The sequence below is a fragment of the Clostridium tyrobutyricum DSM 2637 = ATCC 25755 = JCM 11008 genome (assembly GCF_000359585.1).
In the GTDB taxonomy this organism is placed as follows: Bacteria; Bacillota; Clostridia; order Clostridiales; family Clostridiaceae; genus Clostridium_B; species Clostridium_B tyrobutyricum.
On the sequence record NZ_APMH01000001.1, the window covers coordinates 84896 to 102733 of the forward strand.

Annotated in this window: 21 protein-coding genes; 1 reads left to right on the plus strand and 20 read right to left on the minus strand. The window is 32.4% G+C overall.

Annotated features, from left to right (window positions below):
- Window positions 1–140 precede the first annotated feature (140 nt).
- Entirely contained in the window at window positions 141–455 is a 315-nt protein-coding gene (locus J418_RS0100425) for an MGMT family protein (RefSeq protein ID WP_017894547.1), read from the plus strand.
- Between the two features lie 51 nt (window positions 456–506).
- Here the strand turns inward: J418_RS0100425 and J418_RS17030 are convergent, their stop codons facing one another.
- From J418_RS17030 to J418_RS0100525, 20 genes are all read right to left on the minus strand, one after another.
- Window positions 507–752: a diguanylate cyclase domain-containing protein gene (locus J418_RS17030; RefSeq protein WP_080600992.1), complete on the minus strand. Its 246-nt coding sequence runs from the start codon at window positions 750–752 to the stop codon at window positions 507–509.
- 162 nt (window positions 753–914) lie between these two features.
- A complete protein-coding gene (locus J418_RS0100430) occupies window positions 915–1133 on the minus strand; it encodes a TetR/AcrR family transcriptional regulator (protein WP_017894548.1) in 219 nt (72 codons plus the stop codon).
- A 102-nt stretch (window positions 1134–1235) separates the two neighbouring features.
- Window positions 1236–2627 carry a sensor histidine kinase gene (locus J418_RS0100435; RefSeq protein ID WP_017894549.1) on the minus strand — a complete coding sequence of 464 codons (1392 nt, stop codon included), beginning with the start codon at window positions 2625–2627 and terminating at the stop codon, window positions 1236–1238.
- Window positions 2618–3277: a response regulator transcription factor gene (locus J418_RS0100440; protein ID WP_017752189.1), complete on the minus strand. Its 660-nt coding sequence runs from the start codon at window positions 3275–3277 to the stop codon at window positions 2618–2620. The genes J418_RS0100435 and J418_RS0100440 overlap by 10 nt, the downstream gene beginning before the upstream one ends.
- Window positions 3278–3298: 21 nt before the next feature.
- Complete coding sequence (locus J418_RS0100445) at window positions 3299–4048, minus strand: lantibiotic immunity ABC transporter MutG family permease subunit (protein WP_017894550.1); 750 nt, start codon at window positions 4046–4048, stop codon at window positions 3299–3301.
- Window positions 4049–4855: a lantibiotic immunity ABC transporter MutE/EpiE family permease subunit gene (locus J418_RS0100450; RefSeq protein WP_017752187.1), complete on the minus strand. Its 807-nt coding sequence runs from the start codon at window positions 4853–4855 to the stop codon at window positions 4049–4051.
- Window positions 4803–5510: a lantibiotic protection ABC transporter ATP-binding protein gene (locus J418_RS0100455; protein ID WP_017894551.1), complete on the minus strand. Its 708-nt coding sequence runs from the start codon at window positions 5508–5510 to the stop codon at window positions 4803–4805. Before J418_RS0100455 ends, J418_RS0100450 begins: the two co-directional genes overlap by 53 nt.
- A 134-nt stretch (window positions 5511–5644) precedes the next feature.
- Window positions 5645–6988 carry an acetyl-CoA carboxylase biotin carboxylase subunit gene (gene accC / locus J418_RS0100460; protein ID WP_017894552.1) on the minus strand — a complete coding sequence of 448 codons (1344 nt, stop codon included), beginning with the start codon at window positions 6986–6988 and terminating at the stop codon, window positions 5645–5647.
- Between the two features lie 2 nt (window positions 6989–6990).
- Window positions 6991–7434 carry an acetyl-CoA carboxylase biotin carboxyl carrier protein gene (locus J418_RS0100465; protein WP_017894553.1) on the minus strand — a complete coding sequence of 148 codons (444 nt, stop codon included), beginning with the start codon at window positions 7432–7434 and terminating at the stop codon, window positions 6991–6993.
- 23 nt (window positions 7435–7457) lie between these two features.
- The gene (locus J418_RS0100470) at window positions 7458–8459 is read right to left on the minus strand and encodes a 5-oxoprolinase subunit C family protein (protein ID WP_017894554.1); all 1002 of its coding nucleotides are present in this window, start codon (window positions 8457–8459) and stop codon (window positions 7458–7460) included.
- Window positions 8456–9163, minus strand: a complete 708-nt coding sequence (gene pxpB / locus J418_RS0100475) for a 5-oxoprolinase subunit PxpB (protein WP_017894555.1) — start codon at window positions 9161–9163, stop codon at window positions 8456–8458. The genes J418_RS0100470 and pxpB overlap by 4 nt, the downstream gene beginning before the upstream one ends.
- Window positions 9164–9172: 9 nt before the next feature.
- Complete coding sequence (gene alr, locus J418_RS0100480) at window positions 9173–10204, minus strand: alanine racemase (RefSeq protein WP_017894556.1); 1032 nt, start codon at window positions 10202–10204, stop codon at window positions 9173–9175.
- Window positions 10205–10325: 121 nt separating this feature from the next.
- Complete coding sequence (locus tag J418_RS0100490) at window positions 10326–11081, minus strand: LamB/YcsF family protein (RefSeq protein ID WP_017894557.1); 756 nt, start codon at window positions 11079–11081, stop codon at window positions 10326–10328.
- A gap of 9 nt (window positions 11082–11090) precedes the next feature.
- Window positions 11091–11876 carry a putative hydro-lyase gene (locus J418_RS0100495; RefSeq protein ID WP_017752179.1) on the minus strand — a complete coding sequence of 262 codons (786 nt, stop codon included), beginning with the start codon at window positions 11874–11876 and terminating at the stop codon, window positions 11091–11093.
- Window positions 11877–11888: 12 nt separating this feature from the next.
- Entirely contained in the window at window positions 11889–12977 is a 1089-nt protein-coding gene (locus J418_RS0100500) for a DUF4392 domain-containing protein (protein WP_017894558.1), read from the minus strand.
- Window positions 12974–13837 carry a D-amino acid aminotransferase gene (locus J418_RS0100505; protein WP_017894559.1) on the minus strand — a complete coding sequence of 288 codons (864 nt, stop codon included), beginning with the start codon at window positions 13835–13837 and terminating at the stop codon, window positions 12974–12976. The genes J418_RS0100500 and J418_RS0100505 overlap by 4 nt, the downstream gene beginning before the upstream one ends.
- A gap of 244 nt (window positions 13838–14081) precedes the next feature.
- The gene (locus J418_RS0100510) at window positions 14082–14513 is read right to left on the minus strand and encodes an Lrp/AsnC family transcriptional regulator (protein ID WP_017752176.1); all 432 of its coding nucleotides are present in this window, start codon (window positions 14511–14513) and stop codon (window positions 14082–14084) included.
- A 177-nt stretch (window positions 14514–14690) separates the two neighbouring features.
- Complete coding sequence (locus J418_RS0100515; RefSeq protein ID WP_023625471.1) at window positions 14691–16067, minus strand: FAD-binding oxidoreductase; 1377 nt, start codon at window positions 16065–16067, stop codon at window positions 14691–14693.
- A 28-nt stretch (window positions 16068–16095) separates the two neighbouring features.
- Window positions 16096–16758 (minus strand): methionine ABC transporter permease, encoded by a 663-nt coding sequence (locus J418_RS0100520; protein WP_017752174.1) that lies wholly within the window; start codon window positions 16756–16758, stop codon window positions 16096–16098.
- Entirely contained in the window at window positions 16751–17788 is a 1038-nt protein-coding gene (locus tag J418_RS0100525) for a methionine ABC transporter ATP-binding protein (RefSeq protein WP_017752173.1), read from the minus strand. The genes J418_RS0100520 and J418_RS0100525 overlap by 8 nt, the downstream gene beginning before the upstream one ends.
- Window positions 17789–17838: the final 50 nt, after the last annotated feature.

Consider the following 17838-nt stretch of genomic DNA (forward strand, 5'->3'; position numbering starts at 1 on the left):
ACATGGTCCTTTTTATAAAAGTTATTAACTTAAAAATAAATAAACGCCTTCCACTATATAAGATCTGCCAACATAAAACACCCTAGATTTATACAAATAAATCATATATAATTATCAATAAATCCAGTGAGGTGTTTTATATGTCCAAAGATTTTTTCAAAAGAGTCTATAACATAGTTTCAAAAATTCCAAAAGGCAAAATAGCCACCTATGGTCAAATAGCTTTCATGCTTGGTGAGCCGAGAAGTGCCAGAGTAGTCGGATGGGCACTTAGAAAAGTTCCTGATAATATGAATATTCCATGTCACAGAGTTGTAAACAAGTCAGGGGAACTGTCACCCGACTATGTGTTTGGAAGTTCTGATATTCAAAGATATCTTTTGAAATCAGAAGGAATTGTATTTAAAAAAGACGGCAGAATAAATATTGAAAAGTATTTATGGGATGGAAAGTGAACATTTTCAATTTATCTTCCATACGATTGCCTTTTTCCTTACCTGAATGGATTAATTATGTATATTTCCATTAAAAAATGCAATATCATTTTTGCCATGTTCTTTAACTCTATATAAAGCCGTATCCGCAGCTTTTAAAATTTCTACCGCATTTTCGGCATCTTGTGGGTACAGAGAAATTCCAAGACTTGCACTTGTCTTGAATGTATACTGATCAATTTTAAAGCAATTATGAAAGCTTTCTTTGAATTTTCTGACATATTCTATTAAATATTCACAATTTCTCTTTTTTATTATCTTTACCTATATCAAGAATCAATTCACTCATAAGATTATAAGGAACTTCCTGCTGACTTTCATAAAGTTTATTTTCTTTAATTTTTTTCGAAAGAATATGAGAAATCTCAATAAAATATTCCTTGGGATTTATTCTGTATTTTTCTACCCAGCTACTTATCTTTAAACGGATCCTATTCTTTTCATCATCAATAATTTCTCGATAAAGTGCCTCTTTATTTGAAAAAAAGTATAAAATCCTCCAAGTGAAATTCCTACTTTCTTTGTTAATTTTTGAATGCGAAAATTCTTAAAACCTTCTTTCTCGAACATTTCCTTTCCATATTGTTTAATTTTTATTCTTATATTTTCTTTTTCTTCATCAGTGTATGCTCTTCCCATAAAAATACTCCTAATCTTATAATTATAGGATCTATTATACAGTAAATTTAAAATAAATACAGTTTAAAGCATATTAAAGAAGGACATGCCCATATATGAGATCTATTCTTCTTTATATATTTTTAAAGGCATCCTTAACAATACTTCTGCTCCTCCAAGCTCTTTAGAATTAGATAAATCAATTTCACCTCTGTGCAATTTTATAAATTTTTCTGTAATATACAAACCTATCCCATAATGATTTTTAGAAGTTCTACTCTTGTCTCCTCTATAGAATTGTTGTAATGCTAACTTCAATTCTTCCTTCGAAAATCCCATACCACTATCAGCAATCAAGAACTCCATGATTGTTTTATTTCTATAAGCTTTAAAAAGTACCTTTCCATTTTTAGGACAATATTCTACTGCATTTGAAATAACATTTATAATAGACCTGTGCAACATTTCTTGATCTGCATAAAAAAATTCAGGTATGCTCTTTATTTCAACTATAAATTGAATATTTTTTTCAATCGCAAGAGCTTTTCCGCTTTCTATAATGTTTTTGAAAAATACTTTACTCTTTACTCTGTTTAATTTCAATCTAATACTATTTTCTGACTTTGTAATATCTATAAGTAGTTTTAAATAGTGTTCAATTTCATTTGCACTTTTCAAAACATTTTCATTGTATTTTAAATAGTTTTTATCCTGACAGGTTTCACTGAGAAGTTCCGAATTTCCCTTTATAATTGTCAAAGGTGTTTTTATATCATGTGCCAAGGCTGAAATCTGAATTTTCCTTGACTTTTCCATATTCCACTGCTTTTCCAGAGAATCCTTAAGTGCAATCTTCATATCGTTTAAAGAATTAATAACTTCATCAATTTCATAAATAGAAGACTGCTTTGAATCAAAATTAAGATCCTGTTTTTTTATCTTGTCAGCTATATGAATTAGAATGTTCATCTCTCCAGAAAACTTTTTTCCAAATTTGGCCGATAATAAAATCACTTCTATTACAAAGGCTGAAAAGAACAAAATATAGCTTAGCCATTCAGGATTTATCAAATACTTTCTCAGAAATGGATTCTTAAACTGTGCAACTATAGGATATTCAATAATACAAACTTCTTTATTTCTGTAAAACACCTTGTAATATCTTCTATAATATCCTATGCCATCGCTATATTCACTATTTTTAACTACATTCCATGCTCTTTGGGATTTTTTATAGGTAAAATTTCCATAGAGCATTTTACCATACTTGTCATACACACCATAATTGCAGCCATCAGGTATCATATTTTCTGTTACTCTATGCGACTTTAAAATTACATCTCTATTCTTCTCAATTTTCTTTTCAGAATAATTGGCTGCCAATACAATATTGTGTTGAAGCATTATAGAAAATCCAAAGATAAATACATATAAAAGTAGTACTGTAGTTAAAATTAAATATACAATATATCTAATAAATATATACTTGAGATTTCTTCTCTTCTTCAAGCCCATTTATACCCAATCCCCCAAACTGTTTCTATTGGATGACAGTTTACTTTATCAAATTTTGATCTTATATTTTTTATATGTTCTACAATACATGAGCTGTCACTTGATCCTTCAAATCCAAATACAGATTCATATATCTTTTCTCTTGAAAATACCTGACCATGATTAACAGCAAGAAATTCACTTATTTCATACTCGCTTTTTGTCAAAGGTATAAGTTTATCTCCTATATATACTTCTTTTGCAGATAACTTGAATTTAACTCCAGATAATATAAAGCCATTATGTTTTTCCCTACATTCTCTGCGAAGATGTGCTGCCACCCTGGAACGCAATTCTCCGATTCCAAAGGGCTTTGTAATATAATCATCGCCTCCCACTTGAAGCCCTGCAATAATATCTTCTTCCATGATTTTTGCTGTTAAAAATACAATAGGACAATCTACTAGATTGCGGATACTTCTACAAAGAGTAAATCCATCCATTCCAGGCATCATAACATCCAATAAAATTAAATCATAATCCAGACATTTTTCTATAGGGAAAGTAGAAAAATCACTGACAATAGTAACTCTATGTCCTTCTCTTGAAAGTGACTCTTTTATAATATCCAAAATATCTTCTTCGTCATCAATTGCAAGTATATTAGCCATAATATCACTTCTTTCCCAAACTTAATCTTCACTTCTTCCTTCAAATCTATAAAACCAAAATTCACTTATTGCAATTATAGCAAGTGTCATTAAAATACATGAAAATATCCCTGTTTTAAATTTATCCATAGAAATATCTGTATTATAACTATTAACAAGAACATAGTAGTCAGAAAATCTTACGGAAAAGCTGCAGGGAATGAACTGCCAAATTCTGTCACCAAGTCCTGTAAGCATAAGAGCTGAAATAAGGCTTTCTGCAATTCCCAGTCCTATAGATGCTCCTGAGCCAAACCTAAAGCTGCAAATCATATGCAAAAAATATAAAAATACACTGCTGAAAAACAATATTAAAATAATCTTTCCATAAAATATACCGGAAAACAAATTGTCCTGAATAATAAAATGCATTCCAAATGCAAAAATACCTACTGACAAAACAAGGGAAAAAAGAGCCAGTAAAAGCAACATGCATATTTTACTAAAGAAGCTTCTCAATTTATATCTTGTCATCAAAAGCGGCTGAAAATTCCCAGCCATTGCTTCCTGATCTACAGACATACCTGTTACTATTCCAATTATAAGAGGAAATCCTATGGATGTAATCTCCAAATACCCTGATACTTTGGAACTGCTGCTTACATACGAAAAACGGTAATAGAAAATGAACATCACCGCTATTAAAACTGAAAGTACACTATGAATCCATATCATGGGAGTTCGGCGAACTTTTTGAAATTCACTCATTATAAGATTAAAAAATACTCTCATCTATATTGCCTCCCCTTTTTCATACCACTTTGCAGTTATAAATGTCAATATCAAAAATAAAATTAATGCGATTATAATTCCAGGTAGAATCACACTACTTGACAACAATTCCGGTTTAAATGTTTGACTTTCCTTAACAGCAGGCATACCATTTGGAAGAAGTTTTAAAATAGGACACATGAGCCTGGCTGGAATTGCATAAGGTATCAAATACCAAATTTTTTCTACTGCACCCAATATTCCAAGTACTGAATATGCCACTAGATTAATTAATATAGTTGGAAACATTCCAATTTTACTTCCAAGGAACAAACAAAGTGGTATCTGCCATAAAAATGTAATTACTAAAACTATGCTCCCTGCAACTTCATTTAAAATATAAATTCTTCCAGCTGATCCAAGACCCAAAATATTGCCAGTAAATATATTTCCAAACAAATGAATAGCAGAAGCTGCTGCAATTAGAACTGCACACACAAATATTTTAGAGATCCATACCCTTTTAAGATCAACTGGCAGTGACAGTACTCCCATGTTTTTCATCTTCTTGTCACTATTGGCAACAAAGCTGCATTCCAAAGATATCATCCCTGGCAGTATAATAATATACCACCAATTGTAGCTATTCGTTTGAAAATAGTGTGGTTGTAAAAATATAGATAGAAGCATAGTAAAAATTGGAGCCAGAAAAACAAGCTTTCTTGTAAATGTGTGTCTACTTTTTAAAGTTTCAGATTTAAAGTAAGAATTCATACTATTCACCTTTCCTTCTATATTTTCCTGCAATTTCTCCAAATAATTTTTCAAGATTCTCTCCATTTTTTATTTTTCCTTGATAACCCAATATTCCCGCTGAAATAATTCCTATTTCATCAACTACCTGCTCTACTTCACTTAATATGTGACTTGATAAAATCACCGTTATTCCTTGCTCCGGAAATGAACAAATCAGTTTTCTGAGTTCCTGAATTCCAAATGGATCTAACCCATTTGTTGGCTCATCCAAAATCAAAAGTTTGGGATGGTTGACAAGTGCAATGGCAATGCCAAGTCTCTGTTTCATACCCATGGAAAACTTGTGTGCTCTTTTTTTACCTGTATTTTTAAGATCTACAATTTCAAGTACTTCATCGATCCTTTTATCTTCCAATCCCAAAACCCTTGTTCTCACCTTTAGATTCTCTCTAGCAGTAAGATTTCCATAAAGCGGTGCATTCTCAATTAAAGCTCCCATATGACTTAAACTATCTCTTTTCCATGCTCTGTTTTCAAACAAAATCTCTCCACTTGTAGGCTGAAGCATTCCAGTTATCATTTTCAATATTGTTGACTTTCCAGCTCCATTTGGTCCAAGAAGTCCATATATGGAATTTCTTCTAACTTTAAGTGATATATTGTGTACAGCTTTTTCATTTTTAAATGTTTTACAAAGATTTTTTGTTTCTAAAATAAATTTCTCCATTAGTATCATCACCTCAATTAGATAATACTTGACAATTATAAGGATTTTATAAGGAATAGAATTTATAAATTAAACAAATAAAAAAGAACTACCTCAAAATTTATTTTGGGATAATTCTTTCACTAACTTTACAGCTACAATATTTTATTTTCCTCCAAAAACTTTGTATTGAAATTTCCACTTCTAAATATTTTATTCTCCATTAATTTCTTATGAAAATCTATGGTAGTATCTACTCCTTCAATGACAAATTCTCCTAAAGCTCTTTTCATTCTATCTATTGCTTCATTCCTATCTCTCCCCCATGCTATAACTTTGGATATCATTGAATCATAAAATGGAGAAATAGTATATCCACTGTATGCTGAACTGTCTATTCTTATTCCAATTCCTCCCGGAGCTATATATTTATTTATTTTTCCAGGGCACGGCATAAAATCCCTGTATGGATTTTCGGCATTTATTCTACATTCAATCGCACAGCCATTTCCCTTTACATCGCCCTGTGAAAAAGACAAATTTTTTCCCTGGGCTATACATATTTGTTCCTTTATCAAATCTATTCCCGTTATTGTCTCGGTAACACCATGTTCAACTTGAACTCTAGTATTCATTTCCATAAAATAGAACTTATTGTCTGCATCCAAAAGGAACTCTACTGTGCCAAGGCTATTATAATTTACGGCCCTGCATGCTCTTACTGCCGCACTTCCCATTTCCTCTCTCAGCCTGTCATTTAGTGCAGGTGACGGCGACTCTTCTACAAGTTTTTGATGTCGCCTCTGAATTGTGCAATCCCTCTCTCCAAGATATACTATATTGCCATAATTGTCCCCGATTATTTGTATTTCCACATGTCTTGTATTTTCAAGATACTTTTCTAGATAGAGTGCTGCATTTCCAAAATAATTCTCAGCTTCCTTCTCGGAATCTTCAATAGCATGTACGAGTTCTGCCCTGTTACGTGCCACTCTCATTCCTTTTCCACCGCCACCGGCAGATGCCTTGACTATCACAGGATATCCTATTTCATCCGCTATTTCTACTGCTTTCTCTTTACTTTCTATTTCACCTTCTGTCCCCATTATTATAGGTACATTTGCATTTTTCATCGTCTCTTTGGCATTGGACTTGTCTCCAAGACTGTCGATAATTCTATAATCCGGGCCTATAAATGATATATTGAATTCTTCACATGTTTTTGCAAAAGTTGAACTTTCAGAAAGGAATCCGTAACCTGGATGAATGGCATCTGACTTTGAATGAATTGCTATATTTATTATACTGTTTATATTAAGATATGTATCTTTTGCCGAAGTCTTTCCTATACAATAAGTTTCATCTGCCAATTTTACATGAAGTGAATCTCTATCACTTTCTGAGTAAATAGCAACTGCAGAAATTCCAAGTTCATGACAGGCACGTATGATTCTAACTGCAATCTCACCTCTATTTGCTATAAGAATCTTCTTAAACATACCTATTTGTCACTTCCTTTCACTTCAAATAAAGGTTGTCCATATTCTACAAAGTCCCCATCCTTTACCAATATATCTGTTATTTCTCCACTAACACCTGCTTCTACTTCATTGAACAGTTTCATTACTTCAACCAATCCAACAACTGTATGTTCCTGAACAATATCATGAAGCTTTACAAAAGGTTCGGAACCTTTTTCTTTTCTTAGATAAAAAGTTCCCGCAAGAGTGGATTTAATATATTGGCTATTGCCTTTTTCTGTACTTTTTTCTTCATGTATTGATTGATCCATGTTATTTTCAGTGTCCTCTATTTTCACCATATGTTTTACATCCGCATTTCTATCTATAACTATCCTGCTGCTTTCCTGTTCAAATTCAAAATGGGAGAAATCATGTTTTTCAACAATTTCCATTATTTTGTCTAAATCATCTATATTAATCATATAACTACCTCCCCGCAGTATTATTAAATGCTTATTAATTTAATAGATCTTTTTAATTCAGCTATATATTTTTGTTGTTTCAAATATAAACTTTCCGATTCTTCAAGTGATATTTTTTGAAATTTCACTCTGTCAGAAGGCTTGAGCTGAACTAATTTGTGAATATCACATAAAGCCACATGAGCTATTTTAGGATAACCTCCGGCAGTTGCCCTGTCAGCTAAGAGAAGTATTGGATTTCCATCTGGTGGAACTTGAATAGTTCCAAATGATACTTCTCCCGATATCATTTCAATACTTCTCTTAAACTGAATTTTGGGACCATTTAACCTATATCCCATTCTATCTGATTTAACATCTATGCTAAAAGAAGAGCTAAAAAATTTATCCAGGCTTTCTTCTTTTACATCCTTGAATTGTCTATCTTCAAATACTCTGATATTTGTAACATTGTCATCTATGTTGACGGGATTTTTTACGTACCATTTTGCTGAAGTAAAGCTTCCACTTTCATGAATTTGTTTTAGTTTATTTATTATTCCTAAAGAAACATTGCCTTTGTGTCCAATTTCAATTACATCATCTTTTCTCAGAGCCCTGCCATCTTTTCCTCCTATTTTTGCTCTTAAATATGTACTTTTACTTCCCATAAAGCTTGGAATGTCAAAACCTCCAGCTACTGCCAAATAGCATCTGCATCCATTTACACCTCTTCCAAATTTCAATATGGAATCTTCATTTAGGTAAATAGGTCGTTCAAGTGGAATTTTTTTATCATTAATTGTAGGTGAAAGATCTGCTCCTGTTATAGAAATAAGATTTCCCCTGCTTATTTTCAGTGAAGGACCCATAAAGGTAATTTCAAAAACACCTTCATTTTCATCATTTCCAACAACAATATTTGCAAGTTTCATAGAATATATATCCATAGCACCACTTACAATAACTCCGTATTTCTGATATCCATATCTTCCCTTATCTTGAATTGTTGTTAGAAGTCCGGGCGTCAATACAGTTATGCTCATAATATCCTCTCCTTTAACCTGGTATATTCAGCATAAGAAACGGGATAAAATTTTGCTATATCTCCACATTTCAGAAGAGTCTTTTCACTGCTTTTTAAATCAAATAATTTCAAAGGCGTTCTTCCGATTATCTGCCATCCTCCTGGAGTTTCTATTGGGTAAACTCCCGTCTGCTTTCCTGCAATTCCAACAGACCCTTCTGGAATTGCAGTCCTTGGAGATTTTCTTCTTGGAGTATATATCCTTTCTGACAATCCTCCCAAATATGGAAAACCTGGCGCAAATCCAATCATATACACTAAATATTTTCCTTTAGAATGTATTTCTATGACTTCATCTACAGTAAGATTGTTAACTTCTGCTACATATTCTATATCCGGAGCAAACTCTCTGCCATAACAGACTGGAATCTCAACTATATTTTCTTCATAGCTTTGGGAGAAATCAATGACTCTTAGTATATTTTTCAATTTTGATTTTACTGATTCAAATGGCACATTACTTTTTATTTTCAGTGGATCATAAATTATAGATACGCTTGTAAAATACGGTACATATTCTATAAGCCCACAAAAAGGATTTTTCTCAAGATATGTACAGAATATTCTTATATTTTTATTTACAGTCTTGTCAATTTTATCTCCAAATTCAACCAAGGCCGAAATTTCACTTGTGTGTAAAATATTAAATCTGTTTTCTTTCATATTTATCACCTACTGATTTATTTCATAGATCCTCTTTACCCTTTTTCCAATTCCGCATACGAATTCATAATTAAAACTTCCAGCTATTTCAGCCAGTTGCTCAACAGTAATTGTATTGCCTCCATCTCTACCAATTAAAGTTACTTCATCTTCAATTTTAACATCGTTTATATGAGTGATATCAACCATCATCTGGTCCATGCATATTCTTCCTATTATAGGAGCATACTGCCCGTGAACAAGTACCTTTGCTTTTGAAGAGAGAGCTCTCATGTATCCATCTGCATAACCTACAGAAACAGTTGCAATTTTTGTATTTTTACTTGTAATATAGGTTTTTCCATAGCTTACCCCTGCACCTTCATGAACTTCTGAAATATTGATTATATGTGATCTCCACTCCAATGCAGGTATGAGGTCTACAGAATTCTTGTTCACCTCTTCTGATGGATACAATCCATAGGTAATTATTCCACTCCTTACCATGTCAAATCTATGATTGTCAAATTCCATAATTCCTGCACTATTGCAAACATGTTTAAGTGGAATATCTATTTTAGACATTTCCAGCATTTTTAAAAATTCATCATATTTTTTCATCTGCATTTTAGTATAATTCTTGTCTTTTTCGTCTGCACATGAAAAATGAGTAAATAATCCTTCAACAATCAGATTATCCATATTTATCATTTTTTTAATATTCAAAATGCTGTTTTCATTTGCCTTAAATCCAATTCTATTCATACCTGTCTCCAATGCTACATGAACTTTTGCTCTCTTTTTATGTTCAACTGCACATTTGGACATACTTTCTGCCATCTCCAGATTGTATATTGTTTGAGTAATATCATACTCAATAATATCTCCATATTGCTTTGGAGAAGTGTATCCCAAAATCAATATTGGCAAATCTATATGGTATTCTCTAAGTTCTATTGCCTCTTCTATAGTTGCAACTCCAAAATAATCCACCTTGTCTTGAAGAAAATCTCCCACTATTTTGGCTCCATGACCATAGGCATCAGCCTTTATTACAGCCATAACTTTTACACTGTCGTCTACTTTTTTTTTACCTCATCTATATTGTGTGCTATAGCATTTAAATCTACTTTTGCATAGGTTCTCAAATATTTGTCCATAAATAAAATTACCCCTCTCTATATTATAATGATGATATTTCTATATCTTCCTTATGAAAAGCCTCATTTATCTTTTTAACAAATTGAAGTGCTTTTACTCCATCTCCGTGAACACATACTGAATCCGCTTTCATGAAAATATCCTTTCCATTTATGCTCCGTACTTTACCTTTCTTGACCATTCTAATTACTCTTTTAATAGCTGTATCTTCATCGGTAATAACAGCTCCTGGTTTGGATCTTTGAACTAAGGATCCATCATCATTATAGGCCCTGTCTGCAAATACTTCACTTGCTGATTTTAATCCGGTTTGTTTTGCTGCATCGATCATTCTGCTTCCACTCAATGCAAGGAGTATCAAATTTGGATCAATTTCATATATTCCTTTACAAATAGACAGAGACAGTTCCAAATCTTTTGCTGCCATATTATAAAGTGCACCATGAAGTTTTACATGATTCATCTTTATGCCATGGGATGTACAAAACGCCTTCAATGCTCCAATTTGATATTGTACAATTAGCTTGGCTTCCTTATAGGAAATATCCATTTTTCTTCTTCCAAATCCAACTAAATCTGCCAATCCTGGATGTGCCCCCACAGAAACCTTGTATTTCTTTGCCAATGCAACTGTCTTGTCCATAACTACTGGATCTGAAGCATGAAATCCGCAGGCAATATTTGCAGATGAGATATATGGAATAACTTCTTCATCTAATCCAATTTTATAATTTCCAAAGCTTTCTCCCAAATCACAATTTAAATCTACCTTATACATAATATCTCCTCAATATTTCAAGTCTATATTTTTCACATCTGTTATCAGCATATGTCCTGGTGAATGTGTAATGACTATTTTAGGTTTAACATTCATGACTACAGCTTGCGGTGTAACTCCACAGGCCCAGAACACAGGTACTTCGCCCTCTTTTATAGTAACAGGATCTCCAAAATCAGGACTGCTTATATCCTCTATTCCTATAATCGACGGATTGCCTATATGAATTGGTGCACCATGAACCTTTGGCATATCTCCACTTACCAGAACAGATTTTACTATCTGGTCATATGGAAGAGGTCTCATGCTGACAACCATCTTCCCATTGAATATTCCTGCAGATACACAGTCAATATTGGTAATATACATGGGTACATTGCAATTTTCCTCAATATGTCTTACAGGAACATCCGCCTCTATAAGCTCTGATTCAAATGAGAAACTACAGCCTATTAAAAAGCTTACAAAATCATTTCGCCACATATCTTGTATATTTTTATACTCTCCAGTTAAAACTCCACTTTCATAGACTCTGTATTTGGGGATGTCTCTGGTAATATCTATATCTTTGCCTAAATAATTAAGTTTTCTATTTCCAACATCACCTACTTCAAGTATTGGACATGATTTAGGGTTTCTCTGTGTAAATAATAGAAAATCGTAAGCCAGCTCTTTTGGCAAAATTACCAGGTTTGCCTGAGCATAGCCTGCACACATTCCTGCAGTAGGTGTTGTGATTTTTTCTTCACGTATCAATTTACGAACATCATAGGGCTTCATCTTTGAATAATCCATATTTTTCACCCCTTAAATAATTTTTGTTAACTTTTGTTTTTCATAAAATCCTAATTCAATTACTTTTTCAAACCATGTAGCACAAGTTTCTTCCAATTTTATTGAAGATTGTACACATTCTCTCATCAAATTGACTATTGAAGTATTTATGGATAGTCCACATCCATCTATAGCTGGAATCAAATCACCATACATATCTATCATTCCACTTCTAGATGCTGTAACCATGGCTTCCTTTTCCATCTCCTTGGTATGCATTATATCTAAATCTTTCTTCAGGTAGGCCAATGCTGCTATAAGTCCATAGCATCCCCAGTCCGATACAGTAGCAGTTATTATATTGTCAGCTTTTACACTTGCAAGTATTCCGCCATTGCATCCACAGCTGCAGCCTCCCTTTGCAGCATAGGGTACATATTTTTCAAGATGCTCTTTTATAGTACCCATTCCAAGTTCATTTCCAAGATCTCCTATTGATATATTCAGAACGCCTTTTTCCTTTAATTTAGTAAACAGTATATCCTGCTTTGCCTCCAGTTCAGTTACATCTTTTCCAATAGCATTATGATATACTCCAACAGAATTGGCTCCTGGACATTCTATGCTTATAACAGCACCTGGAATTCCTTTTGCAATAAGTTCATCAGCCTGTGTTCCCGCCTTCATTGCATCCTTGGTAAATGTTATACCAGCTATTGAAAGAGGATACTCTTTTAATTCTTCAATATTATCATGAAAATGAAGTCCAACTACGTAAGCCAAATTTTCTACTGCCTTTATATTATCTTTAGGACATACTATTACAGGTTTTACGTTAAAGCCTTTTACTAAAGCTCTTGCTAAAAGCATTGTACTTACAATTCCGTCCATTTCAGCCTTTTTAAATGGAAGTAATACAAAGCCTGTCATTATATACACTAAATCCCCTTCTTTTAATGTACTTACCAATTTCTTCGCACTATTCATTGTCAAAGGTTCTTTAGTATATTCTCTTGCTGCACTGTATAAAATTCTACATACACCATATCCCCTTGGATCCAGGTTCATTAGGTTGTCTAAATTTTCCCCTATATTTAATATAGTCAATTCTTCTTGATTCATATAATCCCCTCCTGAACCTTATCTGTTTCTTTTAAGAATTCAGCACTCAGCGCATCCTGAAGCTTTTTAACTATTTCCGGTGCTTTTCCACCTACAGGTGTTCCATCAATTTCACAAGTGGTCATGCAAAATTGTCCTGAACTTGTAACTATGACTTCATCTGCATCCATTAATTCCTCCAGAGTAAAAGGAGTCTCATTTACAGGAATCTCAAATTTTTTACACATTTTTATAATATGTGCCCTTGCTATACCTGGTAAAATCAAATTGTCTGCCGGTGCTGTTTTAAATATACCATCTTTTATAATAGATACATTACTGTGTGCACATTCTGTTACTCTGTCACCTCTGTGGAATACTGCTTCCTGGCAGTCCTTTTCATCAGCTTTCTGTGCTGCCATTACACTTGGAAGCAAGTTTAATGTCTTTATATTGCAATGTAGAAATCTAGTATCTTCCAAAGTAATCAGCCTTAATTTTTGTGACATATCCTTTACCTTTTGTGGTTTTAATATTATCCACACATTTGCTTTTACATCATCTTCCGGGAATATGTGGTTACGCATTGCTGTTCCTCTTGTAACCTGCCAGTACACAAATTGTTCTCCTGAATCAACCTTTTTAACCATATCATTGAGTAATTCTTTTAATTCATCTTTTGTATATGGAATTTTAATTTTTAATAATCCCGCACTGTTGAAGAAACGATCTATATGCTCGTCCAATGCAAATATAACATGATTTCTACTATAGGTAGCATCATAAACTCCATCACCAAAATAACATACACGATCATTCATTGGTATTGTCATATTTTCAATCAAATCATACTTTCCATTGTAATATCCTAAATTTTTCATTTAAATGCCCTCCTGTAATTTAATAATTTAATAATTTTTCACATCTTTTTTTAATAGTTTTAAGTATAATTAAATATTATATTATTAAATAAGTTTTTTCAACGTTTCTTAAAATTTATGTACAATTTATTTTTTATTATACTTTGTGCAAAAAATTTTATGTTATTTTATTATATAGGGCAAAAATTTTTCAGTTTGATAATTTAGTATAACTTGCTTTATAAATTTAGCTATATGAAATATATTACGCTTCACCTTTCACATTTTTTAAAACACAGTAGGTTTTTGTCCTGGATACACCTTCTATACTCTTTATCTGACGATGAATTTTTTCCAACTCTTCTGGAGATTTGCAAAGTATTTTTAGTATAAAATCAAAATCACCAGTTAGATAATAACAAAAAACTATATTGCTGCTTTCTTTAATTGCATTAGTAAATGATTCATAAAATTTCGGATGATCCAAACTTACCTCCATTAAAGCACTTGTATTATTCCCCATTCTATTTTCATCCAGTATTATAGTATATCTTTTTATTATTCCATTTGTCTCCATTTTTTTAATGCGCTCAAGAACTGCCGAGACTGACAGGTGAATTCTCTTGCTTATTACTGATGCTTTAACTCTGGCATTAGATTTCAAACATTCCAATATTTCATAATCCATATGATCCATAATATACCACTCCAAATAATATTTTAAATTATAAAAACAACTAAATTTATTTTATCATATATACCTTTAAAAAATACAAAACTGGTATATATAAATAGGTCACCGCTTCAATTGCCTATTTATATATACCAGTCTGATACTTGCATTCATGCCATAAATTACAAATCCATATTTTAATCATATTGAATATGATTTACCGGAATTTAAAATTCCCTTTTCATCAAAGGCTTTTTTTATTCTTCTCATATACTCTACATTTATCTTATCTGTTACATCAATAAAATATGGTTTCTTGTTAATTCCTATGCCATGCTCTCCAGATGGCAGTCCATTAAGTTCTTTCCCTTTTCTATAAAGAGCTTTAAGTAGTTTTCTCGATTTTTCATTCCATAGATTTTCTTCCATGCCATTTCTAATTACACATAAGTGTACATTTCCATCGCCAGCATGACCAAAGCTACTTATCTTAATTCCAAATTCCTTTTCTGCTACTTTTGTATAATTAATAAAATCTGCTGATCTGTCTATTGGAACTACTATATCTATAGGCTCCTGTTCAGATACAGCTTCTACTGCCGTAACCAAAGCTCCCCTTATTTTCCAGGTTCTCTCTATGTCATCCTTTTTATCAAGCAAAATAAAATCCAGGGCATTATTTTCCAAAGCAACTTCTTTTACTTTTTTGTAATTACTCTCTATTTCGAATTCTTCATCTCCATCAAATGTCAATAATAAATATGCCTTTCCCCTATCAGAAGGAAATTTTAACTTTAAAAATCTTTCTGCATTTTCAATGACATCACTTTCCATAAATTCAATAGCTGTAGGATTGGCATTCTTTTTTATTATTTTTATGACTGTATCTATTCCTTCTTTTAAAGAGTTAAATGGAATAATAGCGCTTATACTCTTTTTAGGTTTTGGTATAAGTTTTAATATTGCCCTGGTTATAATTGCAAGAGTACCTTCTGATCCTATTATTAAGTCCTTTATATCAAGTCCAGAACTATTCTTTATTACTTTTCCACCTGTATTTAGTATGGTTCCATCGGCTAAAACTACTTCCAACCCCATAACATAGTCTCTTGTAACTCCATACTTTACAGCTCTCATTCCGCCGGCATTAGTACTTATGTTTCCACCTATTGAAGCATTTTTTTCTCCTGGATCTGGAGGATAGAAAAATCCCTTGCTTTCAACAAATTTTTGAAGATCTACAAGTAAAATTCCCGGCTGCACAGTTACTGTAAGAGTATTTTCATCTAACTCAACTATATTTTTCATTAAGGATAGATCTAATATAATACCTCCCCTGGTAGGAATAGTTGCACCTACCAATCCTGTACCGGCTCCTCTTGGTGTAACAGGTATGCCATTTTCATATGCTATTTTCATTATGCTGCTTACTTCTTCTGTATTTATAGGAAATATCAATACATCAGCTTTACCTTTATTCCTATTTAGTGCATCACTTAAATATTTGTCCTCTATATCTGTCCCTATCTTTATCCTATTTTCGTCTTTTATAATATCAGATAATTTTTCAAAATCCATAAATCTTCCTTCTTTCCATAAATGCTTGCTATCTTTTTGAAGATACCTTTGCAAAGGCATCACCTATAAATTGTATAGCCTGAACTACAACTACTAATATAATTACTGTAGATATCATTACTCCAGTCTCATATCTATAGTAGCCATACCTGATTGCCAAATCACCTATACCACCTCCGCCTACAATTCCTGCCATGGCTGAAAATCCAATCAAACTTACCAGGGTTACCGTTACTCCCCTTATAAGACTTGGAAGGGCTTCAACTATAAGTACATCTGTCAATATCAATCTTATCTTTGCTCCTGAAGCAACTGCCGCCTCTAAAACGCCTTTGTCTACTTCATTAAATGCGCCTTCTGAAATTCTGGCAAAGAAAGCAATGGAAGCAATTGAAAGTGGCACAGATGCCGCCTGTGGTCCTATACTTGTCCCAACCATCATTTTAGTTACTGGAATCAACAATACCAATAATATTACAAATGGCAGGGAACGAATTATATTTACAATAACACCTGCAATAGAATTGATAATTTTATTCTTGAAAAACAATGGGTTAGATGTAAGATATAATATTAAGCCTATAAGTCCACCTACAACAATGGATAAAACTATGGCTATACCTATCATATTAAGGGAGTCCCTAATTGCCTGGCCCAATTCGTTATGTAATATGTTAAAAGTATTATTCAATTGGATTCACCTCTTTTTGTAAATTGTAATTTTCTTCGATTCCAGATACATTTTCTTTCATATACAATTTTGCTTTCTCTATTTCCTCCTTATCTCCTGTAATGTTTACAATTAAAATACCCAGTGGCTTATCATTTATATAATCAATTTTTCCATGAATTATACTTAAATTAACATTAAATTTCTTTGAAACATCTGATATTAGTGGATCTATGCTTCTATCTCCTTTAAAATAAAGTTTCACCAATTCTCCCACTTGAATTAATTTTTCAATTCCAGGTGACAATTCAATATTTAGATTTTTATTTATCAAGGATTTCGTTACTTTAGCCTTAGGATTTGCAAATATGGAATATACGTCATTTATCTCAACTATTTTACCTGAACTCATTACTGCCATTCTGTTGAAGAAAGTTTTAGCTACTTCCATTTCATGGGTAATAAATACAATAGTTATCCCATATTTCTTATTTATTCTTTTAAGTAGATTTAAAATTTCTTCAGTATTTTCCAAATCCAAAGCAGAAGTCGCTTCGTCACACAACAATACTTGGGGATTGTTTGCCAATGCTCTGGCAATACCAACTCTTTGCTTTTGCCCACCGCTTAAATTTGCCGGATAAGCTTTTGCCTTATCTTCCAAAGAAACCAGCTTCAATAATTCTTCTACCTTCTGTTTACGTTTATTTTTAGGATAGTTATTTGCTTTTAGCACGAATTCTACATTTTTATATACTGTTTTACCACTTATTAAATTAAAATGTTGAAATATCATACCGATATTCAATCTGATTTTTCTAAGAAGTTCGCCCTTTAAATGTGTAATATCTTTACCATCAATTATCACTTTACCACTAGTAGGTTTCTGTAATAAATTTATAGTCCTTACTAAAGTACTCTTTCCTGCTCCACTTAAACCTACTATGCCAAATACTTCTCCTCTATTTATCTTAAGATTAACATCTTTAACTGCATAAACTTTAGTGTTTTTCACATTAAAAACTACATTAATATTCTTTAGTTCTATCAAAAACCTCACTCCTAAAACTCTCATATAAATAATTGAAAATTATTAATTAT